General features: G+C 36.9%; 22 protein-coding genes and 1 riboswitch. Of the genes, 15 read left to right on the top strand and 7 right to left on the bottom strand.

All coding sequences use genetic code 11. The features are described from left to right. Nucleotides 1-12: 12 nt before the first annotated feature. From gatC to BAQ46_RS25255, 4 genes are all read left to right on the top strand, one after another. Nucleotides 13-303 (top strand): Asp-tRNA(Asn)/Glu-tRNA(Gln) amidotransferase subunit GatC, encoded by a 291-nt coding sequence (gene gatC / locus BAQ46_RS25270; RefSeq protein WP_000087000.1) that lies wholly within the window; start codon nt 13-15, stop codon nt 301-303. 15 nt (nt 304-318) lie between these two features. After that, nucleotides 319-1,776 (top strand): Asp-tRNA(Asn)/Glu-tRNA(Gln) amidotransferase subunit GatA, encoded by a 1,458-nt coding sequence (gatA, locus tag BAQ46_RS25265; RefSeq protein ID WP_000051445.1) that lies wholly within the window; start codon nt 319-321, stop codon nt 1,774-1,776. A gap of 14 nt (nt 1,777-1,790) precedes the next feature. Continuing rightward, complete coding sequence (gene gatB / locus BAQ46_RS25260) at nt 1,791-3,218, top strand: Asp-tRNA(Asn)/Glu-tRNA(Gln) amidotransferase subunit GatB (RefSeq protein ID WP_001047674.1); 1,428 nt, start codon at nt 1,791-1,793, stop codon at nt 3,216-3,218. Nucleotides 3,219-3,687: 469 nt separating this feature from the next. Next, a complete protein-coding gene (locus BAQ46_RS25255) occupies nt 3,688-4,593 on the top strand; it encodes a diacylglycerol kinase (protein ID WP_000977677.1) in 906 nt (301 codons plus the stop codon). Nucleotides 4,594-4,605: 12 nt separating this feature from the next. Here BAQ46_RS25255 and BAQ46_RS25250 read toward each other — a convergent pair whose 3' ends face one another. After that, on the bottom strand, nt 4,606-5,775 hold the full coding sequence (locus BAQ46_RS25250; RefSeq protein WP_071743025.1) for an SAM-dependent methyltransferase: 1,170 nt from the start codon (nt 5,773-5,775) through the stop codon (nt 4,606-4,608). A gap of 248 nt (nt 5,776-6,023) precedes the next feature. On the opposite strand from BAQ46_RS25250, the gene BAQ46_RS25245 reads away from it, so the two are divergent. The 5 genes from BAQ46_RS25245 (at nt 6,024) to BAQ46_RS25225 (ending at nt 11,577) form a co-directional block, all read left to right on the top strand. Continuing rightward, nucleotides 6,024-6,770: an HAD family hydrolase gene (locus BAQ46_RS25245; protein WP_000416637.1), complete on the top strand. Its 747-nt coding sequence runs from the start codon at nt 6,024-6,026 to the stop codon at nt 6,768-6,770. A 143-nt stretch (nt 6,771-6,913) separates the two neighbouring features. After that, complete coding sequence (gene gabT, locus BAQ46_RS25240) at nt 6,914-8,278, top strand: 4-aminobutyrate--2-oxoglutarate transaminase (protein WP_071743023.1); 1,365 nt, start codon at nt 6,914-6,916, stop codon at nt 8,276-8,278. 116 nt (nt 8,279-8,394) lie between these two features. Continuing rightward, nucleotides 8,395-9,762: a sigma-54 interaction domain-containing protein gene (locus tag BAQ46_RS25235; protein WP_000225164.1), complete on the top strand. Its 1,368-nt coding sequence runs from the start codon at nt 8,395-8,397 to the stop codon at nt 9,760-9,762. Further along, nucleotides 9,755-11,206 carry an NADP-dependent succinate-semialdehyde dehydrogenase gene (gene gabD / locus BAQ46_RS25230; RefSeq protein ID WP_061130637.1) on the top strand — a complete coding sequence of 484 codons (1,452 nt, stop codon included), beginning with the start codon at nt 9,755-9,757 and terminating at the stop codon, nt 11,204-11,206. Before BAQ46_RS25235 ends, gabD begins: the two co-directional genes overlap by 8 nt. Nucleotides 11,207-11,253: 47 nt before the next feature. Then, nucleotides 11,254-11,577, top strand: a complete 324-nt coding sequence (locus tag BAQ46_RS25225; RefSeq protein ID WP_000263254.1) for a DMT family transporter — start codon at nt 11,254-11,256, stop codon at nt 11,575-11,577. Between the two features lie 40 nt (nt 11,578-11,617). On the opposite strand, the gene BAQ46_RS25220 is transcribed toward BAQ46_RS25225, so the two are convergent. The 3 genes from BAQ46_RS25220 to BAQ46_RS25210 form a co-directional block, all read right to left on the bottom strand. Next, a complete protein-coding gene (locus BAQ46_RS25220; RefSeq protein ID WP_000007360.1) occupies nt 11,618-12,847 on the bottom strand; it encodes an aminopeptidase in 1,230 nt (409 codons plus the stop codon). A gap of 116 nt (nt 12,848-12,963) precedes the next feature. Continuing rightward, on the bottom strand, nt 12,964-14,046 hold the full coding sequence (locus tag BAQ46_RS25215) for a polysaccharide deacetylase family protein (protein WP_071743021.1): 1,083 nt from the start codon (nt 14,044-14,046) through the stop codon (nt 12,964-12,966). A 174-nt stretch (nt 14,047-14,220) separates the two neighbouring features. Beyond that, nucleotides 14,221-15,417: a NupC/NupG family nucleoside CNT transporter gene (locus BAQ46_RS25210; protein WP_001200498.1), complete on the bottom strand. Its 1,197-nt coding sequence runs from the start codon at nt 15,415-15,417 to the stop codon at nt 14,221-14,223. Nucleotides 15,418-15,618: 201 nt separating this feature from the next. Then, nucleotides 15,619-15,720: riboswitch (purine riboswitch) on the bottom strand. A gap of 121 nt (nt 15,721-15,841) precedes the next feature. Between BAQ46_RS25210 and rlmD the strand changes: the two genes are divergently transcribed. The 5 genes from rlmD (at nt 15,842) to BAQ46_RS25185 (ending at nt 22,038) form a co-directional block, all read left to right on the top strand. Next, on the top strand, nt 15,842-17,218 hold the full coding sequence (gene rlmD, locus BAQ46_RS25205; RefSeq protein ID WP_071743019.1) for a 23S rRNA (uracil(1939)-C(5))-methyltransferase RlmD: 1,377 nt from the start codon (nt 15,842-15,844) through the stop codon (nt 17,216-17,218). Nucleotides 17,219-17,314: 96 nt separating this feature from the next. After that, complete coding sequence (locus BAQ46_RS25200) at nt 17,315-18,304, top strand: tRNA dihydrouridine synthase (protein ID WP_000566691.1); 990 nt, start codon at nt 17,315-17,317, stop codon at nt 18,302-18,304. Nucleotides 18,305-18,620: 316 nt separating this feature from the next. Further along, nucleotides 18,621-20,639 carry an ATP-binding protein gene (locus tag BAQ46_RS25195; protein WP_071743018.1) on the top strand — a complete coding sequence of 673 codons (2,019 nt, stop codon included), beginning with the start codon at nt 18,621-18,623 and terminating at the stop codon, nt 20,637-20,639. Nucleotides 20,640-20,716: 77 nt separating this feature from the next. Beyond that, complete coding sequence (locus tag BAQ46_RS25190) at nt 20,717-21,235, top strand: YehS family protein (RefSeq protein ID WP_001251709.1); 519 nt, start codon at nt 20,717-20,719, stop codon at nt 21,233-21,235. 95 nt (nt 21,236-21,330) lie between these two features. Further along, nucleotides 21,331-22,038: a M48 family metallopeptidase gene (locus BAQ46_RS25185; protein ID WP_071743016.1), complete on the top strand. Its 708-nt coding sequence runs from the start codon at nt 21,331-21,333 to the stop codon at nt 22,036-22,038. 184 nt (nt 22,039-22,222) lie between these two features. Here BAQ46_RS25185 and BAQ46_RS25180 read toward each other — a convergent pair whose 3' ends face one another. Beyond that, a complete protein-coding gene (locus BAQ46_RS25180; protein WP_061130631.1) occupies nt 22,223-22,918 on the bottom strand; it encodes an N-acetyltransferase in 696 nt (231 codons plus the stop codon). Between the two features lie 14 nt (nt 22,919-22,932). Further along, nucleotides 22,933-24,042 (bottom strand): mandelate racemase/muconate lactonizing enzyme family protein, encoded by a 1,110-nt coding sequence (locus BAQ46_RS25175; protein ID WP_071743014.1) that lies wholly within the window; start codon nt 24,040-24,042, stop codon nt 22,933-22,935. Nucleotides 24,043-24,134: 92 nt separating this feature from the next. Between BAQ46_RS25175 and BAQ46_RS25170 the strand changes: the two genes are divergently transcribed. Then, entirely contained in the window at nt 24,135-25,406 is a 1,272-nt protein-coding gene (locus tag BAQ46_RS25170; protein ID WP_071743012.1) for a transcriptional regulator, read from the top strand. On the opposite strand, the gene nhaC is transcribed toward BAQ46_RS25170, so the two are convergent. Beyond that, nucleotides 25,395-26,816, bottom strand: a complete 1,422-nt coding sequence (gene nhaC, locus BAQ46_RS25165; RefSeq protein ID WP_000711545.1) for a Na+/H+ antiporter NhaC — start codon at nt 26,814-26,816, stop codon at nt 25,395-25,397. The genes BAQ46_RS25170 and nhaC overlap by 12 nt on opposite strands. Nucleotides 26,817-26,950: the final 134 nt, after the last annotated feature.

Genomic DNA, 26,950 nt, shown 5'->3' with positions numbered 1-26,950 from the left:
GGTGGCCTAGCCGTGTCAAGAATTTCCGTTGAGAATGTAAAGCACGTAGCACATTTAGCACGTCTTGCAATTACTGATCAAGAAGCAGAAAAATTTCAAAAACAACTAGATGCAATTGTTACTTTTGCAGAACAGTTAAATGAATTAGATACAACAAACGTAAAACCAACAACTCATGTATTAACTATGAAAAATGTTATGCGTGAAGATGTACCAGAAAAAGGTTTACCAGTAGAAGAAGTATTAAAAAATGCACCGGATCACAAAGATAATCAAATCCGTGTTCCAGCAGTATTAGAATAGAGGAGGGGAATTTCGATGTCATTATTTGATCATTCAGTATCAGAGTTACATAAGAAGTTAAACAACAAAGAAATTTCCGTTACGGATTTAGTAGAAGAATCTTATAAACGTATTGCGGATGTTGAAGATAACGTAAAAGCTTTTCTTACATTAGATGAAGAAAATGCACGCGCGAAAGCGAAAGAATTAGATGCAAAGATTGGTGCTGAAGATAATGGTTTATTATTCGGTATGCCAATCGGTGTAAAAGATAACATTGTAACTAACGGTCTTCGTACAACTTGTGCGAGCAAAATGTTAGCAAACTTCGATCCAATTTATGATGCGACAGTTGTGCAAAAGCTAAAAGCTGCTGACACAATTACAATCGGTAAATTAAATATGGACGAGTTCGCAATGGGTTCTTCAAATGAAAACTCAGGTTTCTACGCTACGAAAAATCCATGGAACTTAGATTACGTTCCAGGCGGATCTAGTGGTGGTTCTGCAGCAGCTGTAGCAGCAGGAGAAGTATTATTCTCTCTAGGTTCTGATACGGGTGGTTCTATCCGTCAACCAGCTGCATATTGCGGCGTTGTAGGTTTAAAACCAACCTACGGACGCGTATCTCGTTACGGATTAGTAGCATTTGCATCTTCACTTGACCAAATCGGACCGATTACACGTACAGTAGAAGACAATGCATACTTATTACAAGCTATTTCAGGTCTTGACCGTATGGATGCAACTTCTGCTAACGTTGAAGTAGGAAACTACTTAGCTGGTTTAACAGGCGACGTTAAAGGTTTACGCATTGCTGTACCGAAAGAATACTTAGGAGAAGGTGTTGGCGAAGAAGCTCGTGAGTCAGTACTAGCTGCTTTAAAAGTATTAGAAGGTATGGGCGCAACTTGGGAGGAAGTGTCTCTTCCACACTCTAAATACGCTCTAGCAACGTATTACTTATTATCTTCTTCTGAAGCATCAGCTAACCTTTCACGCTTTGATGGCGTACGTTATGGTGTTCGTTCTGATAATGTGAATAACTTAATGGATCTTTACAAAAACACACGTAGCGAAGGCTTCGGTGATGAAGTAAAACGTCGTATTATGCTTGGTACATTTGCTCTTAGCTCTGGTTACTATGATGCATATTACAAAAAAGCACAACAAGTACGTACATTAATTAAAAACGACTTTGAAAATGTATTTGCTAACTACGATGTTATTATTGGACCAACAACGCCAACTCCGGCATTTAAAGTGGGCGAAAAAGTTGATGATCCAATGACAATGTATGCAAATGACATTTTAACAATCCCAGTAAACTTAGCAGGCGTTCCAGCGATTTCTGTTCCATGTGGATTCGGTGCTAACAACATGCCACTTGGTTTACAAATTATTGGTAAACACTTCGATGAAGCGACAATTTACCGCGTTGCACATGCGTTTGAGCAAGCAACAGACCATCATACAAAAAAAGCAAGTCTGTAAGGAGGCGAGCATAGATGAATTTAGAAACAATTATTGGTTTAGAGGTTCACGTTGAGTTAAAAACAAATTCGAAAATTTTCTCTGCGAGTCCAACAGAATTCGGAGCGGAACCAAATACACAAACAAGTGTAATTGACTTAGGATACCCAGGAGTACTTCCTACTTTAAATAAAGAAGCAGTTAACTTTGCAATGAAAGCTGCAATGGCATTAAACTGTGAAATCGCAACAGAAACAAAGTTTGACCGTAAAAACTATTTCTATCCAGATAATCCGAAAGCTTACCAAATCTCTCAGTTTGATAAGCCAATTGGTGAAAATGGTTGGATTGAAATCGAAGTAGACGGTAAAAAGAAACGTATCGGTATTACACGTCTTCATTTAGAAGAAGATGCTGGTAAATCAACGCATACAGCTGACGGCTCATTAGTAGACTACAACCGTCAAGGTATGCCTTTAATTGAGATCGTATCTGAGCCAGATATGCGTACGCCAGAAGAAGCATATGCATACTTAGAGAAGTTAAAATCAATCATTCAATACACTGGCGTATCTGATTGTAAGATGGAAGAAGGTTCCTTGCGTTGTGATGCGAACATTTCCCTTCGTCCAGTTGGACAAGAGAAGTTCGGTACAAAAGCGGAACTGAAAAACTTAAACTCTTTCACTTACGTACAAAAAGGTCTTGAGTTTGAGCAAGCTCGCCAAGAAAAAGAATTATTATCTGGTGGTATCATCCAACAAGAAACACGTCGTTATGATGAAGCAACGAAGAAAACAATCTTAATGCGTGTGAAAGAAGGATCTGATGATTACCGTTACTTCCCAGAGCCGGACTTAGTTGAACTTTACATCGACGATGAGTGGAAAGAAGCAGTTCGTGCTTCTATTCCAGAACTTCCAGATGCACGTAAAGCTCGCTATGTTGCAGAATTAGGCTTACCAGCTTATGATGCACACGTATTAACATTAACGAAAGAAATGTCTGATTTCTTTGAAGCAACTGTTGCAGACGGTGCTGATGCGAAATTAACATCAAACTGGTTAATGGGTGAAGTACTTGCATACCTAAACAAACAACAAAAAGAATTAAAAGACGTTGCATTAACGCCTGCTGGTTTATCTAAAATGGTTCAATTAATTGAAAAAGGTACAATTTCTTCTAAAATTGCGAAGAAAGTATTTAACGAATTAATTGAAAAAGGTGGAGACCCAGAAGAAATCGTTAAAGCGAAAGGCCTTGTTCAAATTTCTGACGAGGGTACACTTCGTAAAGTTGTAACAGAAATTCTTGATAATAATGAGCAATCTATCGAAGACTTTAAAAACGGTAAAGACCGTGCAATTGGCTTCTTAGTTGGTCAAATTATGAAAGCTACAAAAGGGCAAGCAAATCCACCGCTTGTTAACAAAATCTTACTTGAAGAGATTAATAAGCGATAATAGTAGTAACTTTTAAAGATTAAGCAGAAAAACACCCGTACATGGGTGTTTTTCTAGGTTAATCAAACGTTTGTTTAAATGAGAGAAAATTATTTAAACAAACGTTTGATTAACTGTCAAAAGTGGAAAAATGTTTGTATAGCAACTATGGTATGATAGTTGCAAAAAGGTGGGAATAATGATAAATCTAGAAATAGAGGTTTTTTCATCTCATGAAATAATAGATAATTATTATTCGTTATATGTAAATTGTTGTGAGGAAATAGATGGACATAAATTTTTTGTCAAATAAAACAAAACCATTGAAATGAATATTTACTTTTGATGGGCTACACGAATCGGGTTCTTACTGCCTGTTTGAGCGAGATAAAAGAAGGATAGGAAGATGAGAGGAGGTAGGCACGGGAATACTGAATAGAAGTTCGGTATGTTCTTTTTTGATACATAAAGAAATTTCCTGTGCTAATAAATGATGAAGCGAGCAAGAATTATTTATAATCCTACTTCTGGGCGTGAGCTATTTAAGAAGAGCTTACCAGAAGTATTACAAAAATTAGAACAAGCTGGATATGAAGCATCTTGTCATGCGACAACGGGTCCTGGAGACGCAACTGTGGCGGCGAGGCAAGCTGTAGAGCGTAAATTTGATGTTGTTATTGCGGCTGGTGGTGACGGCACGTTAAATGAAGTCGTAAACGGTCTAGTTGGTCATGAATTCCGTCCGAAGTTTGGAATTATTCCAGTTGGAACGACAAATGACTTTGCACGTGCAATCGGTGTACCTCGTTCTATTGAAGAGGCAGCGGATATTATTTGTGAAGGAAAAACTGTGCCATTAGACCTTGGTAGAGCAAACGATACATATTTTATTAACATCGCTGGTGGCGGTCGTATTACAGAATTAACATATGAAGTACCAAGTAAGCTAAAGACTGTATTAGGACAACTTGCTTATTATTTAAAAGGTATCGAAATGCTACCATCACTACATCCAACATACGTTGAAATTGAGTATGATGGAAAATTACTACAAGAAGAAATTACGATGTTTTTAATTACGAATACTCGTTCAGTGGGTGGCTTTGAAAAGGTAGCACCATATGCATCGATTAACGATGGCTTATTTGATTTATTAGTGCTGAAAAAAGGTTCGATTGCCGACTTAATTAAAGCTGCAACACAAGCGCAGCGTGGTGAACATATTAACAATCCAAAAGTACTATACACACAAGCGAACCGAATTAAAGTGCATTCACCAGATAAACTAATGATTAATTTAGATGGTGAATATGGTGGAGATGCACCGATGGAATTCGAAAATATGTATCATTGTCTGGAACTATTTGTTCCTGAACATCAAGAGGATGCCCTGTAAAGGCATCCTTTTTTATTTATACATATATGAACGTGTCCAAGGAATGGAATCACTAATCCCTTTTGTAAATACAAATTGATGTAAATCAATGTTACCAGTATAAAACGAAGCTGCACAAGCATTTAAATACAAGCGCCACATACGAATAAATCGCTCATCTTTTGTTTTACGTATTTCATCTAGTGTATTTTCAAAGTTTTCTGCCCAGTGTTGAAGTGTTTTACCGTAATGTCTGCGCAAACTTTCAACATCAACTATAAAGAAATGCTGATTAGTTATGTTAGTAATTAATTCATTAACGGCGGGGACGTATCCACCAGGAAATATATATTTCTCAATCCAACTATTAGTAGCGCCCTCTGTAGGAGAAGTAATACAGTGAAGAACGGAAATACCACCATCATTGAGTAATGCATTGACCGTTTCAAAGTACTCTGTAATGTGATCTTTCCCGACATGTTCAATCATACCTACACTAACAATTTTATCAAACTTTCGCTCGTGAATATCACGATAATCGAGTAAATTTACTTCAACTAAATCTGTGAGATTTTCTTTTTCGATTCTTTCTAGAGTTTTTGCATATTGTTCTTCACTTAATGTGACTCCCGTTGCTTTCACACCATATTGTTTTGCGGCAGCTGTAATGAGTTCACCCCATCCGCAACCAATGTCTAGCAAAGTATCTCCTTTTTGAAGGTTTAACTTTTTTAAAATATGATTTACTTTATTATGTTGAGCAGCTGTTAAGGAATCGGTTTCATTTTGGAAATATGCACAAGAGTATGTCATTGTTTCATCTAGCCATAATTTATAAAAATCGTTCCCAATATCATAATGATGGGCGATATCTTCTTTATTTTTTCGTTTTGAAAAATTCCATCTGCTTGTAAAGTATTGTAATTTGTTATTACCTAAAAAACTGTCTTTGTTTTTATAAATAGACTCAATCGCTTTTTCAAGGTTACCCTCTATTTCAATATCTCCATTCATATAAGCTTCACCAAATGCGATGGAGGGATCTTTTATTATCTCTTTTTTGGCAAGAGGTTTGTGGAATGTAATATGAAATTGAGGATTCCCTTCACCGTACTGTACAGTGTTTCCATCCCAAAGTGTAATTTGAACAGGATCTAAAAACAGATTTTCTAATGTTTTCTTATAAAATATTTCTTCAACCATATATAAACATCTCCTACTTAAAAAAAGAATTAGGAAACTATCATGATAGTTAATGAGGTTAAGTAATTAGCTAATTTTCAATAAGATGAGAGTAATTTTACGCTTCTGTTACGTAATAGTCAAACAATCCGATTTGTATTGTAAATTGGAAGTTAGTTTGATTTTCATGGTATTTTTACAATTCGTTTATTTTATATCCATACTTTATTGATACACTGGAGGAGATAAGAGACGAGAGGTGGGGTGTTATGGAGAAAGTAAAAGCAATACTATTTGATAAAGATGGGACATTAATGGATTTTCATTCAATTTGGATAAAAGTGGCTGAAGAACTTGTGGCTGAATGTATAAAATTATACCAACTGCCACAATCAATGCAGCCGACTTTATTAAAAGAAATCGGTGTGGATGGGGTATTTGTTCACCCACGTAGCGCAATAGCGGCAGGAACAAGTCTTGATGTGGCAAAGGGGCTTTGTAAGTATATTACGTCATCTAAAGAAGAGGAAATGCATGAATGGGTAAGTGAAAAACTGTTTGCCCTTATGTACGAGCATCGTTCTTACATGAAAATGACGGCAGATTTACCGAGAATTTTACAAAGCTTAAAGGATAGAGGATTTATTTTAGGTGTTGTCACGGCGGATGATTTTGCACCGACAGAATTATTTTTAAAACAGTATCAATTAGAGTCTTTTTTTGATTATGTTGTAGCTTCAGATACATTTCCAGCACAAAAACCAGATAAAAGAATTGTAGAATCCTTTTGTGAGAGGTTTCATTTAGAGGCATGTGAAGTAGCGGTCGTTGGGGATACACCGACTGATTTATATTTAGCGAAAAATAGCGGTGATTGCTATGCAATTGGAGTACTATCTGGTACAGGAGATCGTCAAACATTAGAACCACTTGCTGATTTAGTAGTACAGTCTGTTGGGGACCTTATTTCTCATTCAGGTGAGTTTGTTTGGGAAAAAGGAAAGTCTAATGTGTAAGAAAAATAAGTCTATAAAGACTCTTAATGAGTCTTTATAGACTTATTTTTTTATGGCGAAATAGATGAATACTAGAAAAGAATATTGGCATACATTTTGCAATGAAAAGAGAAAACAATGTAAAGAAAAGGATGGGGTACGTAATGAATATAAAAAAATTTGCTAAAGTAAATGAACAAATTCCTGGACCGAAAGCAGCGTCTTTACTAGAACGCCGCCAAAATATAGTACCAAAAGGAGTAAGTAACGGCATCCCAACGTTTGTACAATCTGCAAATGGTGCTCTTGTTACTGATGTTGATGGTAATCAGTACATTGATTTCGCTGGAGCGATAGGAACAATTAACGTAGGACATTGTCACCCAGCTGTTAAAGAAGCGCTCCATAAACAAGTAGATCAATACATTCATACTGGCTTTAATGTCATGATGTATGAGCCATATATTGAATTAGCAGAAAAGCTTGCGGCATTAGCGCCGGGAAGTTTTGATAAGCAAGTACTATTTTTAAATAGTGGTGCAGAAGCAGTTGAGAATGCGGTGAAAATCGCTCGTAAATATACAAAAAGACCTGGTATTATTGCATTTTCTAAAGGTTTCCATGGACGCACATTAATGACAATGACGATGACAAGTAAAGTAAAACCATATAAGTTTGGATTTGGTCCATTTGCACCTGAAGTCTATAAAGCACCATTCCCGTACGAATATCGCCGCCCAGAAGGATTAACGGGAGAGCAGTACGATAACTTTATGATTGAAGAGTTTAAGAATTTCTTCGTATCAGAAGTAGCACCAGAAACGATTGCAGCCGTTGTAATGGAACCTGTTCAAGGGGAAGGTGGATTTATCGTCCCAAGTAAGAAGTTTGTGCAAGAAGTACGCAATATTTGTTCAGAACACGGCATCTTATTTGTAGCGGATGAAATTCAAACTGGATTTAGCCGTACAGGAAAATATTTCGCCATTGATCATTATGATGTCGTTCCGGATTTAATTACGGTATCTAAATCATTGGGTGCTGGTGTACCGATTAGTGGTGTTATTGGGCGCAAAGAAATTATGAATGAGTCTGCACCAGGAGAACTTGGTGGAACGTATGCAGGAAGCCCGCTAGGATGTGCGGCAGCATTAGCAGTACTTGATGTAATAGAAAAAGAGAATTTAAATGATAGAGCGATAGAATTAGGAAAAGTCGTAATGAACCGATTCGAAGAGATGAAAAATAAATATAATTGCATCGGTGATGTGCGCGGTTTAGGAGCAATGTGTGCATTTGAGCTCGTTCAAGATCGTAAGACGAAAGCACCTGATAAAACGTTAACAGCTAATTTATGCGCAGAAGCAAATAAACGCGGCTTACTTCTACTATCAGCAGGAACATACGGTAATGTTATTCGTGTGCTAATGCCATTAGTGATTACAGATGAGCAACTGGAAGAAGGATTAACAATCATTGAAGAATCGTTGCAAGTCTGTTATGAGAAAGCAAATATTGCTCGTGTTTAAAAGTTAAATAATAAAACAGCAAACATTCTAGCTGACTCTATATAAAATGCAGAAAATTCGCTTTATAATAAAGGTAGTGAAGTGAATCGACGGATTGGAAGTTAGGGGTGGCTAGGATGGTTGCAGAAAAGGAACGAGTGTTAATGGATTTACAAGATGTATTTGAATATGCGTTTGACGAAATTTTTGTGACTGACGAAAAGGGAATCGTTGTACGTGTAAATAGTACATGTGAAAGGCACTATCAATTGGCTGCAAAAGAGTTAGTAGGTAAACATGTAAAAGAATTGCAGAAAGATGGTATCTTTTATCCATCAGCAACGTTAGAAGTAATTGAAAAAAAGAGGCCAATCGAACTCGTTCAGACGACAAAATCAGGAGAGTATTTACACGTTCGTACAAGGCCTGTTTTTGATGAAGAGGGCAATTTAAGAAGAGTAATTAGTTACTCTCGTGATCTTACAGAACTCTATCAATTACGTCAAAAGGTAGAAGAAATGGATAATCAGTTAAAAACATATAAAAAAGAATTAAGAGAAACATATGAACATGAAGGACTTATTTTTAAAAGTATCGCTATGCAAAAAATAGTCGAGACAATCAAGAAAGTATCCGTGGTAGATAGTACGGTTCTCGTTTTAGGTGAGACAGGAGTAGGAAAGAGTCGATTGGTGCGTCATTTACATGAAGTGAGTAACCGGAAGAATGAAAGTTTCTATGAAATTAACTGTGCGGCATTGCCGACAAATTTAATTGAATCAGAGCTTTTTGGATACTCAGGCGGATCCTTTACAGGTGCGAATCGTGAAGGAAAAAAGGGACTATTAGAATCAGCGCATAAAGGAACGCTATTCTTAGATGAAATTGGCGAAATGCCGCTTGAAACTCAAGCAAAGCTTTTGCAAGTGTTGCAAGAAAAAACGTTTCGCCCTATAGGCGGAAGAGAATTAAAAAAGGTGGACGTTAGAATTGTAGCGGCAACAAATAGAGATTTAAGTATGATGGTGAAACAAGGAACATTTCGGAAAGATTTATATTATCGTCTGAATGTCATTCCCATTGTAATCCCACCACTACGGGAAAGAACAGAAGACATTTTGCCACTTATTTATCATTATTTACAACACTTTAATGAGAAATATGGTAGAAATGTAAAATTAGCGCCTAGCACATTACAAATGTTTGTTGGTTACCCGTGGGAGGGAAATAATAGAGAGATTGAAAATGTGATTGAGCGAATTGTTATAACTGCCGATGATATCGTTACGATAGAAGATTTACCAATAGCGATGCAAGAATCAACGGTTGAACAGTCCGGTCAAAGTCTCTATAAAATGTTAGAAGAAGTAGAACGGAATATTATTTTGAAAGCATATAAAACATATGGATCGAGTTATAAAGTAGCCGAGTTTTTAAAAATAAGTCAATCTGCTGCGACTAGGAAAATAAAGAAACTTATAGAGGAGGAAGAGAATATTGGATAAAAAAGCGACGTTTGTAAATGTAGAGAAAAAGGCGATGTATATAAATGGTGAGTGGATTACATTGCAAGAGCAAATCGAAGTAAATAATCCAGCAACGAAGGAAATATTTGCGACTGTACCAAAGGGCGGGGTAACAGAGGCAAAGCAAGCTGTTGATGCTGCGCATGAAGCTTTTAAATTATGGTCTAAGTTAACAGCGGCAGATCGTGCAGCGAAATTAAAAAAATGGTTCACACTTATTGAGGAAAATAAAGAAGAGATTGCAGCGATCATGACGAAAGAACAAGGAAAGCCCTTTGCAGAAGCGCTTGGTGAAGTGAATTATGCAAATAGTTTTGTTGAATGGTATGCAGAAGAAGGAAAACGCATATATGGTGAAATGATTCCTGCTTCTCATCCGAATAAACGTATTTTAGTCATGAAGCAACCAGTTGGTGTTATGGCAGCTATTACGCCTTGGAACTTCCCAGCTGCTATGATTACGAGAAAGGTAGCTCCGGCGCTTGCAGCAGGATGTACAGCGGTTGTAAAACCTGCAAGTCAAACGCCGTTAACTGCGTTAAAATTAGCTGAATTAGCTCATGAAGCAGACATTCCAAAAGGCGTAATAAATATTGTAACAGGCAGTGCGAAAGCAATTGCTGATACGTGGATGGAAGATGGGCGTGTTCGAAAAGTGTCCTTTACAGGGTCAACGGAAATTGGGAAAGAGTTAATGGCTAGTGCGGCACAAACGATGAAAAAGGTTTCACTTGAGTTAGGCGGTCACGCACCGTTTATTGTTATGAATGATGCAGACTTAGATAAAGCAGTAGAGGCAGTAATCGGTTCGAAATTCCGTAACGCAGGACAAACGTGTATATGTACAAACCGAGTATTTGTTCAGGAAGAAGTGTATGAAGCGTTTGTAGAGAAGTTTCAAAAGGCAGTAGGGCAGTTAAAAGTAGGGGACGGTTTCAGTGACGGAACGACTGTAGGACCACTTATTGACGAGAATGCAGTTTCAAAAGTACAAGAACATATTGAAGATGCTATTCAAAAAGGTGGAACAGTTTTATATGGTGGCCAAAAGGTTACAGAGCTAGATGGACACTTTATTCAACCAACTGTAATTGGATTAGCGAATGATACGATGCTTTGTATGAATGAAGAAACATTTGGGCCAGTTGCACCTGTTGCGAAATTTAAAACGGTTGAAGAAGTAATTGAACGTGCAAACAATACGCCATACGGTTTAGCAGCGTACATTTTCACGAAAGACATTAGCCAAGCATTCCAAATTAGTGAAGCACTAGAGTATGGTATTATCGGTTTAAATGATGGCCTCCCATCAGTTGCACAAGCGCCGTTCGGTGGCTTTAAAGAGAGTGGCATTGGTCGTGAAGGAGGTCATTTCGGTATCGAGGAATATTTAGAAATTAAATATATTTCATTAGGACTATAAGTAGTATACTAGAATCTCTATAAGGTAACAGAGAAGGAGATTCTAGTATGGTATATTGGTTATTATTACTTGTAACAATTATTTTTGAAGTAGCTGGAACAATTGCGATGAAGTTATCAAACGGTTTAACAAAGCTCATTCCAAGTGTACTTATTTTTGTATTTTACGGAATTTGTTTCAGCGTGTTCGCCATCGTTGTAAAAAAGATTCATTTAAGTATTGCTTATGCAATTTGGTCTGGTGTTGGGACGTTACTTATTACGATTATTAGTGTGTACTTTTTTAAAGAGCACATTAGCCTATTCCAAGCATTTTGTATTCTTTTCATCGTGTTAGGAGTAATTGGGCTTAAGGTTTCATCTGCATCATAAAAGGCTATCTTCCAGTGTGGAAGATAGCCTTTTGCTTTTATTAAAACGCCCAATTACCTTTACGGAAGATTGGTTCATGTCTGCCATCAGCTGTAATGCCGTCGATATCAAGCTCAGCTGATCCAATCATGAAATCTTCGTGTGTAATACTAGCGTTTGCGCCATTTTCAGCAAGTTCTTCTTTAGACATCGTTTTTCCGCCAACTAAGTTAAATGCATAAGCATTTCCGATTGCAAGGTGGCAAGATGCGTTTTCATCAAATAGCGTGTTGTAGAATAAAATATTTGTGTTTGAAATTGGTGAATCATGAGGTACTAAAGCTACTTCTCCTAAGAAGTGAGAACCTTCATCTGTTTCTACTAAATGTTTTAAAGCTTCTTCTCCAACTTCAGCTTTATAATCTACGATACGTCCGTTTTCAAATGTTAACGTGAAGTTATCGATAATGTTACCTGCAAATGCTAACGGTTTTGTACTAGATACTTGGCCATTTACACCTGTTTTAAGTGGCATTGTAAACACTTCTTCAGTTGGAATGTTCGCCATAAATGGTACGTTCTTTTCATTTAAGCTACCAGCACCAGCCCATACATGTTTTTCTGGAAGTTCGATCGTTAAATCTGTTCCAGGACCTGTATAGTGAAGAGCTTTATAATGCTTTTCGTTTAAGTAATCAACTTTTGTATGTAATGTTTTATCGTGTTCTTTCCATGCTTCCACAGGATTTTCTAAATCAGCACGAGTAGCTTTGAAAATAGCATCCCATAGTTTTGCTTCTTGTTCTTCTGGTGCAACGTCAGGGAATACTTTCGCAGCCCATTCTTTCGTAGGAACAGAAATGACACACCAGCTTACTTTATCAGCTTGTACGTAATCACGGTATACTTTCATTGCTTCACCAGCTACTTTATGAGCTGTTGCGATACGCGTTGGTTCTACACCTTTTAATAAATCAGGGTTTTCTGCATAAATAGACATAAATGCAGCGCCTTCTTTTGCTAATTCTTCACGAGCGTGTGCTTTCCAAGATGGGAACTCAGCGAATGCTTCTTCAGGAGCTAGATCGAACTTTAAGCGTGTTAACGTCTCATCATTCCAATCCACATATACGTGTTTTGCACCAGATTTATATGCTTTTTCTGTAACGAGGCGTACAAATTGTACAGCTTCAAGAGGTGCGCTAATTGATAATGTTTGTCCTGGTTGAATATTAACACCAACATTGACTGCAAGGGCAGCATATTTCTCTAACGTTTGTTCAAATGACATATGTATAATCTCCTTTAATTTGAAAGATTTCTTACTATATATAATACAAGAAAATTCAAAAAATATATATAAATATAGCGTAAAAAGAGAGCTCAAAATATATTGAGCCCTCATCGTTATTTAATCGAAGAAGCAAATTGTTCTACGGTCGTCGTATGGTGTATGCGAACACGCTTCATTTTTAACAATTCATCGGGTTCACCTTTTGTAATGAATTTTCCGGGTTTTGTTGTCGTCGCAAATTGATAATATTTCTTCGTTTCTGCAACGACTTTATCATCTACATGACCGAATGGATAAGCCACTGCGATAACGGGCTTACCTGTTATTTTTTCTAACTTTTCTTTTGATCCTTTTAATTCCTCTTCATAGTTTGTAATTTTCGGTAAGTCTGCATGCGTCGCTGTATGAGATTGCACTGAGAAAATGCCGGAATCGACCATTTCTTTTATTTCAGAAGTAGACAGTGATCCTTCTACATCAACGTTATCAACAATCATATATTCTGTTGCTGTTGGTTTAAATGTATCGTCTTTTAGCTTTTGTAAAACATGGAATGCATTCATATTATTTTTCATACCGTCATCAAATGTAACAAAGATAGGTTTATTTACTTTATTAATATCACCCCAACGTTCAAAAGTTAGTAATGTATAGCCGTTGTCTTTTAAATATTTCATTTGGGCTTCAAAGTTAGCAGGTGAGACGAATAAATCTTTAATGCCTTGTCCGTGATAATCATCGATTGCATGATACATAAGAACGGGAACCTTTTGTTCGAAAGTAATAGCAGCTTTTGTGAGTGGGATGCTTTTCCCATCTTCTTTTATGCCTATTGCTTCAATTTGGAACTCACCACGTTTTCCTTCAAATTCTTTTATATCAAAAGGAAGTGTAAACTGTTTCTCTTTTTCTTTAGAAGAAAAAGATTTAGTGTGTTCCTTTCCATCAGCAGTACGCCAAATTTTATATTGTACTTCAGTTAAAGTATCTTTTATATCTGTTATATGAATAGTAGTATTTGTAGATTCGTGTGTAATGGGCTGATAAGAAATTTTACCTTGTTCTTGCACAGTTTCTGTTTGTTTCTTAACTTCTTGAACCCTTTTCTCTTTTTTAGGTTCCTGGTTTACATTGCTAGTATTACAACCTGCTAGAATGGCAGATGTGCATAAAGCGATTGCTGCATATTTTCTCATAAAATCACCTTCTATTGTGTATTATGTTGCATATTTACATTAAAATCCCCACCGCTGTAAGAGAGGTGGGGACATACCCTTGTTCATCATAGCATTTGGAGAAAATGTATGGAATGAGAAAAGTAACAATAGATAAAAAAATCACCTTACTTCAACGAGTAAGGTGATTTTTTATTAAATAAACAATCCAGCGATTGTCGCAGATAAAATAGAAGCAAGTGTTGATGCAAATAGCATTTTCCAACCAAATTTAGAAACAACGCTTCCTTGTTTTTCAGAAAGGGCACGGATTGTACCAACGATTGCACCAATTTGGCTAATACTTGCGAAGCTAATTAAGAATACTGTAACGATTCCAACTGTACGTGGAGATAATGTTGCTGCAACACCTTTTAAATCAAGTATTGCTACAAACTCGTTTAATACAATCTTCGTACCCATAATACCACCAGCTGGGATAATATCTTGAGTTGGAATACCCATTAAGAACGCGAATGGGGCAAGTATATAACCGAAGATTTGTTGTAACGTAACAGCATATCCCATTGCACCTGAAGCGGCACTAATTACGTAGTTTACAACTTCCATCACACCGATGAAGGCGATCATTAATGCGGCAACGATACCAGCTACTTTTAAACCGTCAAGCGCACCGTTAATCATTGCGCCGATAAAGCTGTCCCCGAATAAAGTACGATCAAATTTCTGAACTACTTCGTCTTCTTTTTTCGTATCAACAGGTGTTAATAACGAACAAACGATTAAGCTTGAGAATAAGTTTAACGGAAGAGCTGCTAGTACATATTTCGCATCTAACATCATTACGTATGATGCTGTAACAGAGGCAGAAACTGAACTCATTGCAGAACAACAAATGATAAACATACGGTTTTTATTGAAATGTTGTAAATCATTTTTAATAACGATTAACGCTTCACTTGAACCAAAGAATACAGAGTTTACTGCGTGGAATGATTCAACGCGTGGTAAACCAGTAATTTTTGAAATGGCACCGCCGACAACGCGAACGATGAATGGTAAAACCCCTAAATAACTAAAGATAGAAAGTAGTGCTGAGAAAAATACGATAATTAATAGTACGTTTAAGAAAAAGACAAAATCTCTTTGAATCCCATTAAAGAGAAAATCGACACCTGTCGTACCAAGTTTAATTAGTTTGTTGAAAACTTTACCAATGAAAATAATGATTTGTTGACCAATCTTTGTGCCAAACATAAACCAACCGATTAAAATTTGAAAACCAATCATAATAGCAATTGCACGGAAGTTGATTTTACTTTTGTTGTTTGACAAAGCAAAACATAAACCTAAAACGACAAGAATACCGATAATGCTCATTACATATTGCATGTAGTTGCCCCTTTCAGAAGTTCGTATAAAGTTTGTACATAAAACGCTCGTTATATTACTAAAAATAAAACAAGGAGGTTTTATGTCATACGTAAGATGTCTGACCTTTTAGAAAAATAAAAATAAAAAAAGACCCATATGGATTCACTTTCATCTATGAGAGAAAGCTAATCAATATGAGTCCTTTTTGCACATGGGCTAATATTCATTAGTTTTCCCCATAGTCCAGCAATTTAAGGTTGCCGGGTAGAAACTCTCGATCCATATTATCGAGTATATATGAGGTAACATCGTCCGTATTAAATTAGTAGTAGCGTAACATTAATGGAGAACTATCGTCAATAGCTTTTTTTCTTCCAATAGAAATAGACCATATAAGTATGATAAAATGTAACGCAGTGTTATGAAAAAGAGAGGTCGGAAAATGAGTACAAAAATGACGCCACCAGTTGAAAAAAACGAGTTTATAGATGTAGTATTTGAAGATTTAACACATGATGGTGCCGGTGTTGCGAAAGTAAAAGGCTATCCTATTTTCGTTAAAAACGGATTACCAGGTGAAGAAGCACAAATTAAAATTATTAAAGTAAAGAAAAACTTCGCATTCGGTCGTTTAATGAAGCTTCATACAGAGAGCCCATATCGTAAAGATGCAGAATGCCCAGTGTACAATCAATGCGGCGGTTGTCAGCTTCAGCATTTAACATATGAAGGACAATTACAAGCGAAAGAAAAACAAGTACGCGACGTTATGCAGCGCATCGGCGGATTAGGTGATGTTCCTGTTCATCCTGTACTTGGCATGAAAACCCCGTGGGTATACCGTAATAAAGCACAAGTGCCAATTGGAGAACGTGAAGGCGGACTTGTAGCTGGTTTCTATCGTCAAGGAACGCATGACATCATTAATATGGAATCATGTTTAATTCAGGCGGAAGAAAACGATACATTAATCCAAGAAGTAAAACGTATTTGTGAAAAGCACGGTATTTCAGCGTACAACGAAGAGCGTAACAAAGGAACACTTCGCCACGTAATGGCTCGTTACGGACAAGTAACAAGGGAGATTATGCTTGTCTTCATTACTCGTACAGCAGAACTGCCAAACAAAAAAGCAATCATTGAAGAAATTGCTACGAAATTCCCAGAAGTAAAATCAATTGTTCAAAACGTAAACCCGAAACGTACAAACGTAATCTTCGGAGACAAAACGACAGTACTGTACGGATCAGAATATATTTATGACTTTATCGGTGACATTAAATTTGCGATTTCAGCACGTTCATTCTATCAAGTAAACCCAGAACAAACGAAAGTGCTGTACGATAAAACGTTAGAATACGCAAAATTAGATGGTAACGAAACAGTAATTGATGCCTATTGTGGAATTGGATCAATCTCCTTATTCCTAGCACAAAAAGCGAAAAAAGTGTACGGCGTTGAAATCGTCCCGGAAGCGATCGAAGACGCAAACCGAAACGCAGCGCTAAACAATATGACAAACGCTGAATTTGGTGTAGGAGAAGCAGAAGTAGTCATTCCAAAATGGTATAAAGAAGGCGTAATCGCTGATACAATGGTCGTAGATCCACCGCGTAAAGGTTGCGATGAGGCACTATTAAACACAATCATCGACATGAAACCAAAACGCGTTGTATACGTATCATGTAACCCAGCAACATTAGCACGTGACTTAAAAGTACTAGAAGAAGGCGGATATAAAACGCAGGAAGTACAACCTGTTGATATGTTCCCGCATACGACTCATGTAGAGTGTGTAGCTTGGCTTAAGTTGGTATAATAGGAAAGCAGTTGATATAGGAAAATCTATACCATCTGCTTTTTGGTTTATTGAGAGTTTGAAATTGTATTCATAGTGAGAGGATTTGAATTTGAAATGATAGATAATTTTTGGCGTGATTTACCACGACCATTTTTCGTACTTGCACCAATGGAAGATGTGACAGACGTTGTTTTCCGTCACGTAGTAAGTGAAGCTGGTCGTCCAGATGTATTCTTCACAGAGTTCACAAACTCAGATAGCTATTGTCATCCAGAAGGTATGAAAAGCGTACGTGGTCGTTTAATTTTTACAGAAGATGAACAGCCAATGGTGGCACATATTTGGGGAGATAATCCTGAATATTTCCGTCAAATGAGTATTGGTATGGCAGAGTTAGGATTTAAAGGTATTGATATTAATATGGGTTGCCCTGTGCCAAACGTAGCATCAAGAGGAAAAGGTAGTGGCCTTATCTTGCGTCCAGACGTTGCGGCAGAACTTATTCAAGCTGCAAAAGCGGGCGGATTACCTGTCAGCGTAAAAACAAGACTTGGCTTTAAAGAGTTAAGCGAGTGGGAAGATTGGTTAACGCACATTTTCAAACAAGATATTGCAAACCTTTCTATTCACTTACGTACAAGAGAAGAGATGAGCCAAGTAGATGCACACTGGGAGCTAATTCCGGAGATTAAAAAATTACGTGATCGTATTGCACCAAATACGCTCCTAACGATAAACGGAGACATTCCTGACCGTAAAACTGGGCTGGAACTTGCTGAAAAATACGGCATTGATGGCGTAATGATTGGACGAGGAATCTTTAAAAATCCATTTGCTTTCGAAAAAGAACCAAGAGAGCATAGCAGTAAAGAACATCTAGATCTTTTAAGACTACAACTTGATCTTCAAGATCAATATGCAGAAGTACTGCCACGCTCCATAACAGGATTACATCGCTTCTTCAAAATTTATGTAAAAGGATTCCCTGGGGCTGCTGAACTACGAAATCAATTGATGAGCACGAAATCGACTGATGAAGTGCGTGGGTTGCTTGATAAGTTTGAGGCGAGTGTTAATGTGGTAGAAGGTAGTGAGACGGTGTAACTGTTGAAAGTTAGAGGGGCTGGAGTGTAGTAATTTTATTAGTGTAAGGTGAACCGTATCATAAGTAAGTGAGGTATTCTATATAAAACAAGGGTAAGAAAAGAATACAAGAGAAAATGGTAGGTTGATCTTGACTTTCACTGATATTAGCATGTTTATTTTATCCCGCTATTTGCGGGCAGTAAAACTCCCACCTCAAAATTCTGCTAGTGCAAAGAGGTTAGGTTGGATTCAGGCTGATAATAAGTGGGGGGATGAATCACCCCTCACTTATTAAAGTTGCACTTTATTACGCCTATAATTGGAGGCTATGCAAATGTTAAGTGATCAAACGAGATATTCTAGGCTCGCGAATATAACCAAAATAATAAATACAAAATTAGAACTACGTGAAGTATTGCAGCGTGTAACAATGGCGATATCAGAGGAGATTGTTAGGTGTGACGCTGTTGGAATTTATTTACCTGAAGAAGATGGAACATTTAGAGGGTTTGCAGGAAAACCAGAGACCATAAATGGCGTAACGCTCGATACTCAAGTAATTGACCCTGAAGTAGACTTACTGGCAAAAGAAGTTATTGAAACTAAAAAAAACATCTATATTCCTGATACCTCAAAGGATCATCGACCGGATCCGAGACCAGTCGATGCGTTCAAAATTAAGTCTTTATTAGCTCTGCCTATCTCATTTGGGCAAGAGTTATTTGGTCTTGTTTTTTTATTTGATTATGGAGTTCCAATGAACTTAACAGATTCAGAAATTCAAAGTGTTGAAGCTTATGTAAACATGGCGGCGGTCGCCATTCAAAACGCAAAAAATTTAACCCAAAAAGAAAATCTTATTGCCGAGAAGCAGCTGTTACTAAATGTTACCCGTGATTTATCAATGTGTTCCTCAATACAGGAGAGTTCTGATAAATGCTTTTTTTACTTAGGACAGATTTTAGAGAGTAAAAACATGGCTGCCCACCTTTTAGATCCGCTAGACAAAACAACGATTAAGACAACGGAGTTAAGCTCGGGCTGTGATTGGATAGAAGCAGATTGGATGGAGAAAAGCTATGAAGCCAAGATTCAAGAGATTATTCGAACAAAACATATAGATAGTAAGGGTTTACTGATGATTCCATTGGTTTCAATGGGAGAAGTATTAGGGGTAATCGTCGTTGGCAAAGAGGAAAAAACTCATAATTACGATGATTCCCGAATTCAACTGGCAAAATCTATCGTTGATGCTACAGCCCCTACGTTTTCAAACTTGTTATATATGGATCAACTTGAAAGCATGGTGGAAGAACGAACGAGAGAACTGGCTGCTGCTAATGAAAAAGTCACAAGTGTGATTGAAAGTATTACGGATGGATTCTTGACTTTGAATAATAAATGGGAATTTACTTATGTAAATAAACATCAACATTTCCCACAAAGAAAAACAGCAAAAGACGTATTAGGTAAGAATATATGGGAGGTCTTCCCAAGTAGCGTAGATACAGTTATATATAAGGAGCTTCATCGTGTAATGTCAGAGCGAACTACAGTTCATTTTGAATTTTTTTCTACCTCTGATGAATATTGGCATGAAGTTATTGCATATCCGTATGATGATGGTATTTGTTGTATTTGTAAAAACATAACAGAAAAAAAACAATATGAGCAGGAATTGAAAAGGTTATCCAACATAGAGTTAATAGGGCAAATGGCAGCAGGTATCAGCCACGAGATTAGAAATCCAATGACAACAATACGAGGATTTTTGCAGTTATTAAAAGAAGAGAATAACTATGAGAAACATAATAACTACTTTAATTTAATGGTTGAAGAACTTGACCGTGCCAATTCTATTATTACTGAATTTCTCTCAATAGGTAATACAAAGAAATCAGATTTGCAGATGTTAGATTTAAACTCAATTATCCACGATATTATTCCTTTAATAAAGATAGATACGCATAATCAAAATAAATATATTCAAGTCGATACAAATGACGTTCCAGCATTACTTTTAAATCGTAATGAGATACGGCAATTATTAATGAACCTATACCGTAATGGCTTAGAAGCGATGAGTACAGGGAAAACTCTAACCATTAGCACCTATAAGGAAGGGCAAAATTGTGTGGTGCTTGCAGTGCGGGATGAAGGGAAAGGTATCAGCCCTGAAGTATTAGAGAAACTGGGGACTCCATTTTACACAACCAAAGATAATGGAACTGGATTGGGATTAGGCGTATGTTATGCCATTGCTACCCGTCATAATGCAAAAATAGAAATTCAAACAGGATCGGAAGGCACTACCTTTTTTGTTAAATTTAATTATGAAAATAATAAAAAATAATCTTATTTAGATTAGTTACGGTAAACTGTATTACAAATAAAAAGTTAAAAATAATCAACATTTCAGGAGGAAACCCAATGGCAATGAGCAATAACGATATATTAAAAAGAGTAAGATATGCTTTAGATATAAAAGATATAGATATGGTAGAAATTTTTAAACTTGGCGGAATGGAAGTAACGAAAGAAGACGTAGTTGATATGCTTACAAAAATAAAGAGAGCGCCTCAGCACGAACCTGAAAACCCTGATGTGGAAGAAGATGAGTACGTAAAAACATGCGATATGATGATGTTAGAGGCATTTTTAAATGGATTTATTACTTTAAAAAGAGGTAAGCAAGATCCGAAACCAGGGCAACCGGCACCTGTACAAAGCAAAGAAAGTGCGAATAACCTTCTTCTAAAGAAAATGAAAATAGCACTATCTTTAACGAGTGAGGATGTACTTGATATATTAGATAGCGTAGGCGTTACGGTGACTAAGGGAGAACTAGGCGCTCTATTAAGAAAAAAAGGCCATAAAAATTACAAAGAGTGCGGCGATAGATACGCAAGGAATTTCATTAAAGGATTAGCTGTAAAGTATAGAGGATAATGATTCCGTTAAAGCGGTAAATGATATAATAGGTAGAGTAGGACGTTTGTATCCTACTCCTTTTTATTTGTAAAAATAATATGCTAGGTGATGAAATGGTACATACATATTTAGACGAAACAATTAATTTTCATATAACTTATAAAAAGAAAAAATCGGTGCGTTTTTTGGTGGATTCTTACGGGAATGTTGAGGTGCAAGCTCCAAAAGGGACACCTTTTGAATATTTAATCCAGTTGCTAGAAGAGAAGTGGGATTGGATTCAGACAACACGTAAGGAAATGGCGGAGCGAGCGCGTGGACCACAGGAAAAGGATTATGATCAAGGAGAAGGCTTTTTGTATTTAGGAAGTACGTATCCGATACAAATTTCTCAAGATACAAATATTACGCAAGACAATGCAGTGTTTGAAGGAGATAAGCTACATATTTATGTGAAAGATCTTAAAGATGAGAAAATACAGCAAGCTTTAAAACGATTTTACTATAAGCAGTGTAAGTCATTAGTAGAGAAGAGTATTAAAGCACATCAAAGTAACTTTAAAACAAAACCGCGTTCTATTCGTATTACAGATAGTAGTCGTACGTGGGGCACTTGCGATTCAAATTTACAGCTAACATTCAATTGGAAGCTAGCGATGGCACCACAGCGAGTAATTGATTATGTAGTTGTTCATGAAATGTGCCATATGGTTCATTTAAATCATGATCGCTCTTTTTGGCGCCTTGTCGGGAAGATCATGCCTGATTATAAGGAAATGGAGAATTGGTTAGCGTTATCTAGTTGGAAGATGACGGTTTAGTGGTGCACTTATTGTCAATCTTTGTCGGTAAGTCGATATATTTTGGAAATCGCTGATATATTTGGAGTTGCGCCGATATATTTTGGAAATCGCTGATATATTTGAAGTTGCAATCGATATGTTCAAGGAAGAGAAAGCAAAAGGAGATGTCACAGCAGACATCTCCTTTTTTCTAGCGTAGCAATTATCGCCCAAACTTCACAACAAAATCTCCATCCACCTTCTCCATCTCATACCCGCGATACCCCTCCGAAAGCAACGCCTGTTGTCCACCAGCATTGTTCATTGGAATGCTCTTAATATCCGTCCAATCTCGTTCTTTAACTCCGCGCAATTCCTTCACAAAAACATACCGCATACTACCACCATACTTCTCCTTCAGCGCAGCAATCTCCATCCCTTGCGCAAACTTATCCTTCAAACTTGGAATGTTAAAAGGGGCAACGGTGCAGCAAACGTAGTCGTATTTGCTATCTTCTTTTTGTAATTCATCCATGATGACTGTCGCTAATATTTTTTGCATACCATTTCCACGCCAGTTCGGATGAACGTTTGAGATTTCTTGATAGATGACGCGGTGCAGTTCCCTTTCTGGTATGCCAATATCGAGTCCTAAATGTTCATCGTCGATAGGAGGGACGAGTAGGGCGCGAAATGCGATGAGTTCGTTTTCGATAAAAGCACCGATCATCATGCCGTTTCCTTCTAGAATGTATTGAAATTCTTCTTGGGAGAGTGGTTGTAGACGACTTTTATCTTCTAGTGCTTCAACTACAACGTTTTGTAGTAATAAAATTTGTTCGATGTGCTCTAGTGATAGTAATGTAACGTGAAATAGCTCGTTATTTTGTTTTAATCTGCCCTCGTATAGAACTGTCATGCGTTAGCCCTCCTTTAGCGTACACTGTCTTGAAAGACGGTGAGTTCTCGTAGTGTATCTTCATTTATTTCGATACCTAGTCCTGGCTGTTCGTTTAAGTGAATAAATGGTACGTCGTAATGTAAGTTTCCGATGTCCTTCGTGAATTTTAATGGACCTGTAAGTTCAACGCTCGTAATAATTTTTTTCGAGAAAGCGACATGGAATCCCGCGGAAGAGGCAACGGATGATTCGACCATGGATCCAACTTGGCATTCAATACCTGCCATTTCAGCTTGATGAGCAAGTTTTACAGCTGGATATATGCCGCCGCATTTCATTAGTTTTATGTTTACTTTATCAGCAGCGTCTAATTTAATAATTTGGCGCATTTCACGAGAGCTCTTTAATCCTTCATCAATCATAAGTGGAAGATCTGTTTTCGAACGAATGTGAGCCATTGCGTCAATATCGTCTGCGATGACAGGCTGTTCAATCCAGTCGATGTTTACATGACTTAATGAACGAAGTGCTGTTAATGTGTTTGCACTATTTTTCCACCCCTGGTTTACATCAACACGAATTGCGATGTTATTTCCTACACGCTCACGTACTGCTTCAATTCGTTTTACATCTTCTTTTACATTTGTACCGACTTTCATTTTGAAAGATTGGTAACCTTTTTGAATCATGGAAGCAGCTTCTTCAGCCATTTCTTCTGGATCTGCGATACTTAATACGTGAGTGATAGGAAATTCTTCATGGTATCGTCCACCAATTAATTGATATACAGGTTGATTTAATTTTTTACCCATTATATCAAAACAAGCAATATCAATCGCAGCTTTTGCAGTAGGAACACCGTAAATTGTATTGTCCATCATATCGTGTATTTTCTCGATATTCATTGGATTTTTCCCGATAAGAGCAGGTGCTAGTGTATGCTTTAAAGTATGGAAAGTACTTTCCCAAGATTCGCCTGTAACGTGATCATCAGCGACGCCTTCACCGTAACCGATAATGCCTTCGTCTGTTTCCATTTTGACAATAATAGAAGGCATATCAGAATAAGAACCGTAACTAATAACAAACGGATCGCGAAGCGGTAAACGAATTGCATAAAGATGAATAGCTGTAATTTTCATTAGGTAGAGACCCCTTCCTGTTTACAATGGTTTTGTACATTTGATATAGTTGACGTTAAATAGTCGTTAATTAATGATAAGGAGTTAGAGAAATGATGATAAAAATTGCAGTTGTCGGTTCAAAAGAGTTTATGGAGACACTTTTACCTATTGCTCATAAACTAGAAGAAATAGAAATTGATCCATATGTTTACCTTCATCCGGCAGAATCTTCTGAACTATTAAAGCGTTTAAAGCCTTGTGATTTCATCTTTTTCTCAGGTGCTTTACCTTATTATATGGCAAAAGAAATAAGAGAACAATTACGAATTCCAAGTACGTACTTACAGCAAGACGAGACGACTGTCGTATCTTCCATTCTTTCTGTCATGTATCACCAAGGGGTTCAACCACATAAAATTTCAATTGATTTAGTAGACCGTTCATTCATTATAAATGTGTTCCATGATATTGGCATAAAAGAAAGTCCACAAGTGTTTGATTATGAAAATATGCTGTGGAGTAAAGATGAAATAAATAGAGTTATTGATTTTCATGTAGCTAAATATCAATCTGGAGAGGCTCATTTAGCTTTAACTAGCATTCATGCTGTCTATGATGAACTTCAAAAAATAGGTATTCCTTCAGAACGTATGATAGATCCGAAGCAATCTATTATACATGGGCTAAAAGATGCAAAAATAAAAGCTGAGTTAGCAAGAAGCCATTCAGCTACTGTTGGTGCTTGTATTATTTCTTCTTTAGAATTACGAGATGGTTTGCTTGAGCAATTAGATGTTATTTCAAAAGAACTACGTGGTTCATTTAAAACAATTGATGAAATGACGTTCATTTTATATACGACTCGTGGTAATATTGAATCCATTATAAAAACAAATACGATGAATAATTTATTTGCGAGTATAGAAGGAACGATAGCTATTGGATTTGGTTACGGAAAAACTGTGAAAGAAGCGGAGCAAAATGCTAAAATCGCCCAAGGTTTCGCGAAGAATAATCCAATAGACCACTGTTTTTATATACTAACAAGTGATAAAGAACTATTTGGTCCGTTCCCGAAAGAACAGAGAGTACAAAGTTTGAAAAATGATAATCCGGAACTAATGAAAATAGCGAAGGAAACGAAACTTAGCCCAGCAAATTTATCAAAAATTATTCAATTTAGTCAATCACATCCGTCATTAAAGTTTACAGCAGCAGATCTTTCTGAATACTTACAAGTGACCCGGCGATCAACAGAAAGGTTATTAAAGAAACTAGTTGATTATGGGTATGCTCATATTTGCGGCGAGGAAATGCCTTATCAACAAGGGCGTCCTCGCGCAATATATGAACTGAATTTACCGTTATCTTTAAGCTTCTAATTGAGTGTTTTGTTTTTTTAGTAGTTCTGCTTTTTCAATGTCAGATAGTTTCGTAATTGTGAGACCAGTTATACCGTAAATGATCGAGATAATAGGTACGATGAAATTCAATATAGCATAAGGAGCATATTCAAATGCACCTACGCCAAGTGTTGCGAGTATAAATACGCCGCATGTATTCCAAGGTACGAAAACAGAAGTTAATGTTCCGCCATCTTCTAATGCTCTGGATAAATTTTTAGAATGTAGTCCTTTTTCTGTGTATGCATTCGCGTACATTCTTGAAGGAACAACAATCGAAATATATTGTTCAGAGCAAGTAAGATTTGTTGCAAAGCAAGATGCGATAGTTGAAGCGATAAGTCCTTTTGCTGATGTCGCTAATTTTAAAATTTGATTTACAATGGAGCGAAGAATACCTGTATGTTCTAATACTCCTCCGAAAGTCATAGCGACAATTGTCATAGAGACGGTATTCATCATAGAGCTTAAACCACCACGATTAAATAGCTCGTCTACTAGCTTGTTGCCAGTGTCTATGACAAATCCACTTTGGAGTGCAGCGACAGCTGATGAGACAGAACCACCTTGAATAAAGACTTGTGATAAAAATCCTAAAATAATACCTACGAGAATAGCTGGTATAGCAGGAACTTTTTTAGCGACCAATACCATAACAACTACAGGTATGATTAATAGGAAAGGTGAGATAACAAAGTTTTGTTGCAATACTTGTAATGTTTGCTCGATGCTTTTTGCATCGATATTGTTAGCACCGAAGCTTCTTCCTAAGAAAGCGTAAACGATAAGAGTAATAATTAAACCTGGAATTGTAGTAAATAACATATGACGAATATGTGTGAATAAATCTGTATTTGTTAATCCTGCGGCTAAGTTTGTTGTGTCTGAAAGCGGTGACATTTTATCGCCGAAATAAGAACCGGAAATGATAGCACCGGCAACCATCGGAGCTGGGATTCCCATACTTAGGCCAATGCCCATTCCTGCAACACCAATTGTTCCCATTGTAGACCAAGAGCTACCAATAGCTAATGCAACAATAGAACAAATAATTGTAATTGAAACTAAAAATAGTGATGGTGTTAATAGATTTAAACCGTAATAAATCATTGTTGCGACGATTCCACCACCAATCCAAGCACCGATCGTTAAACCTACTAGAATAATGATAACGATAGCGGGTAATGCGAGGCGAATTCCTTTATACATTGCTTCTTCAATGTCGTTCCATTTGTAACCGTAACGCCAAGCGACGATGGAAGCAACGGTTGTACCGATAATAAGTGGGACGTGAGGGCTTTGTTTTAATACAACAATTGTAACCATCATAACTGCAACTGTAATGATAATAGGGATCATGGCTACACCAAAAGGTATTTCTTTTTTCATAAATGTCCTCCTTGTTATGTATGTTTGTTTGTATTTTTAGAATTGTCGTAAAATAGACGTTTATTAGGTTATGATAACTAAAAATATATGTAAGCGTCAACATAAAAGACAGAAAATAAGTAATATTCTAGTTG

The sequence above is a fragment of the Bacillus paranthracis genome (assembly GCF_001883995.1).
Taxonomy (GTDB): Bacteria; Bacillota; Bacilli; order Bacillales; family Bacillaceae_G; genus Bacillus_A; species Bacillus_A paranthracis.
This window is presented reverse-complemented; position numbering and strand designations above follow the sequence as displayed.

Coding starts and splice junctions, on each gene's coding strand:
- BAQ46_RS25250 (WP_071743025.1), bottom strand. CDS start 5,775: ATGGTTGAAGAAATATTTTATAAGAAAACATTAGAAAATCTGTTTTTA.
- BAQ46_RS25185 (WP_071743016.1), top strand. CDS start 21,331: ATGGTACATACATATTTAGACGAAACAATTAATTTTCATATAACTTAT.
- BAQ46_RS25220 (WP_000007360.1), bottom strand. CDS start 12,847: ATGTCATTTGAACAAACGTTAGAGAAATATGCTGCCCTTGCAGTCAAT.
- BAQ46_RS25255 (WP_000977677.1), top strand. CDS start 3,688: ATGATGAAGCGAGCAAGAATTATTTATAATCCTACTTCTGGGCGTGAG.
- BAQ46_RS25210 (WP_001200498.1), bottom strand. CDS start 15,417: ATGCAATATGTAATGAGCATTATCGGTATTCTTGTCGTTTTAGGTTTA.
- gatA (WP_000051445.1), top strand. CDS start 319: ATGTCATTATTTGATCATTCAGTATCAGAGTTACATAAGAAGTTAAAC.
- BAQ46_RS25195 (WP_071743018.1), top strand. CDS start 18,621: ATGTTAAGTGATCAAACGAGATATTCTAGGCTCGCGAATATAACCAAA.
- BAQ46_RS25180 (WP_061130631.1), bottom strand. CDS start 22,918: ATGACAGTTCTATACGAGGGCAGATTAAAACAAAATAACGAGCTATTT.
- BAQ46_RS25215 (WP_071743021.1), bottom strand. CDS start 14,046: ATGAGAAAATATGCAGCAATCGCTTTATGCACATCTGCCATTCTAGCA.
- nhaC (WP_000711545.1), bottom strand. CDS start 26,816: ATGAAAAAAGAAATACCTTTTGGTGTAGCCATGATCCCTATTATCATT.
- BAQ46_RS25175 (WP_071743014.1), bottom strand. CDS start 24,042: ATGAAAATTACAGCTATTCATCTTTATGCAATTCGTTTACCGCTTCGC.
- BAQ46_RS25190 (WP_001251709.1), top strand. CDS start 20,717: ATGGCAATGAGCAATAACGATATATTAAAAAGAGTAAGATATGCTTTA.
- BAQ46_RS25235 (WP_000225164.1), top strand. CDS start 8,395: ATGGTTGCAGAAAAGGAACGAGTGTTAATGGATTTACAAGATGTATTT.
- gatB (WP_001047674.1), top strand. CDS start 1,791: ATGAATTTAGAAACAATTATTGGTTTAGAGGTTCACGTTGAGTTAAAA.
- rlmD (WP_071743019.1), top strand. CDS start 15,842: ATGAGTACAAAAATGACGCCACCAGTTGAAAAAAACGAGTTTATAGAT.
- gabT (WP_071743023.1), top strand. CDS start 6,914: ATGAATATAAAAAAATTTGCTAAAGTAAATGAACAAATTCCTGGACCG.
- BAQ46_RS25225 (WP_000263254.1), top strand. CDS start 11,254: ATGGTATATTGGTTATTATTACTTGTAACAATTATTTTTGAAGTAGCT.
- BAQ46_RS25245 (WP_000416637.1), top strand. CDS start 6,024: ATGGAGAAAGTAAAAGCAATACTATTTGATAAAGATGGGACATTAATG.
- BAQ46_RS25200 (WP_000566691.1), top strand. CDS start 17,315: ATGATAGATAATTTTTGGCGTGATTTACCACGACCATTTTTCGTACTT.
- BAQ46_RS25170 (WP_071743012.1), top strand. CDS start 24,135: ATGATGATAAAAATTGCAGTTGTCGGTTCAAAAGAGTTTATGGAGACA.